The sequence below is a fragment of the Mycobacterium sp. 1245801.1 genome, assembly GCF_001673055.1.
Lineage (GTDB): Bacteria > Actinomycetota > Actinomycetes > Mycobacteriales > Mycobacteriaceae > Mycobacterium > Mycobacterium europaeum_A.
In genome coordinates this window covers 1-1,678 of the sequence record NZ_LZKY01000250.1, presented here as the reverse complement: position 1 = coordinate 1,678, position 1,678 = coordinate 1, and the positions used below count along the sequence as shown (strand labels likewise).

Below are 1,678 nucleotides of genomic sequence, written 5' to 3'. Positions count from 1 at the left end.
CGCGGCGCTCAACGCCACCGCCGCGCTGCCAACCGCAACGCCCAATTTGCTCAACGACAGCCTCATGTGTGGACACCTTCCCCAGTTAATGCACCGCTATTACGGCGAGAACATCTGCCCAGCGGTTGCCGTCCTTCGGTTGAGATTACCAGGCCCCGCGAGCGTGCCTGCAACACAACGGCTATCGCACGCCACCGCCCGGGCGTTACTCTTCGCAGGTCAGCGGCTTGTCAGCGGTGTTCGCCGTCGGCGAAACGGGGGCCGGTCACAGGCTCCGAGACTGTCGGTCTTAAATCGGTATTTCGACAGGCGCGCCAAATGGTTGACCTGTATCTGCAACGTCTAGTATCAGTAACCGAAAGCTTCACCGGATGCGGTCGGACGCGCGCCGGTGCGAGCTGAACGCCCAGCCCACAGTTGAGCCCAGCAGCTGGCCTAGTACATGGAGGAGACGTCTGTGACGTACACGATCGCCGAACCCTGTGTCGACATCAAGGACAAAGCCTGTATCGAGGAGTGCCCCGTCGACTGCATCTATGAAGGCGCTCGGATGCTCTACATCCACCCCGACGAATGCGTCGACTGCGGGGCGTGCGAGCCGGTCTGCCCCGTCGAAGCGATCTACTACGAAGACGATGTGCCGGACCAGTGGAGCCAGTACACGCAGATCAACGCCGACTTCTTCGCCGAGCTGGGATCGCCCGGCGGCGCGGCCAAGGTCGGCTTGACCGAGAACGACCCGCAGGTGGTCAAGGATCTGCCGCCGCAGGGCGAGGGCGACTGAGCGGCCCGGTGCCCCACCAGCTCAAAAAGCGCCGGCCGGCGGTGTCGGCGGCCCTGCCCGAGTTCCCCTGGGACACGCTGGCCGACGCGAAGGCGCTCGCCGGCGCCCACCCGGACGGCATCGTCGACCTCTCGGTCGGCACCCCGGTCGACCCCGTTGCCCCGGTGATCCAGGAGGCGCTGGCCGCCGCCGCGTCGGCGTCGGGCTATCCCGCCACCGCCGGCACCGCCCGGCTGCGCGCATCGGCGGTCGCCGCGCTGGACCGCCGGTTCGGCATCACCGGGCTGGGCGAGGCGGCCGTGCTCCCGGTGATCGGCAGCAAGGAGCTCATCGCCTGGCTGCCCACGCTGCTGGGCCTGGGCCCCGCGGACGTCATCGTGGTGCCGGAGCTGGCGTATCCGACCTATGACGTCGGGGCCCGGCTGGCCGGGGCGCGGGTGCTGCGCGCGGATTCGCTGACCCAGCTGGGTCCGCAATCGCCGTCCTTGTACTACCTGAATTCGCCGAGCAACCCGACCGGACGTGTCCTGGGCGTCGATCATCTGCGCAAGGTGGTCGGCTGGGCCCGCGACCGGGGCTGCCTGGTGGCCTCCGACGAGTGCTATCTGGGGCTGGGCTGGGACGACCAGCCGCTGTCGATCCTGCACCCCTCGGTCTGCGACGGCGACCACACCGGCCTGCTCGCGATCCACTCCCTATCGAAGAGCTCGTCGCTGGCGGGCTACCGGGCCGGGTTCGTCGCCGGGGACCCCGAGCTGGTCGACGAGCTGCTGGCCGTGCGCAAGCACGCCGGGATGATGGTGCCCACGCCGGTGCAGGCGGCCATGGTGGCGGCCCTCGACGACGACGCCCACGAACTGGCACAGCGGCAACGCTATGAGCGCCGCCGCGCGG

At 68.8% G+C, this 1,678-nt stretch carries 2 protein-coding genes and 1 pseudogene; 2 read left to right on the top strand and 1 reads right to left on the bottom strand.

Going from position 1 to position 1,678, the window contains the following annotated elements; genetic code table 11:
- A pseudogene (locus A5622_RS29220) lies at nucleotides 1–66 on the bottom strand (hemophore-related protein); the annotation flags it as partial.
- A gap of 391 nt (nucleotides 67–457) precedes the next feature.
- On the opposite strand from A5622_RS29220, the gene fdxA reads away from it, so the two are divergent.
- Both fdxA and dapC read left to right on the top strand, forming a co-directional pair.
- Nucleotides 458–784 (top strand): ferredoxin, encoded by a 327-nt coding sequence (gene fdxA / locus A5622_RS16125; protein WP_003875467.1) that lies wholly within the window; start codon nucleotides 458–460, stop codon nucleotides 782–784.
- Nucleotides 785–825: 41 nt separating this feature from the next.
- A partial coding sequence (gene dapC / locus A5622_RS16120; RefSeq protein ID WP_156752979.1) for a succinyldiaminopimelate transaminase occupies nucleotides 826–1,678 on the top strand: 853 nt, incomplete at its 3' end.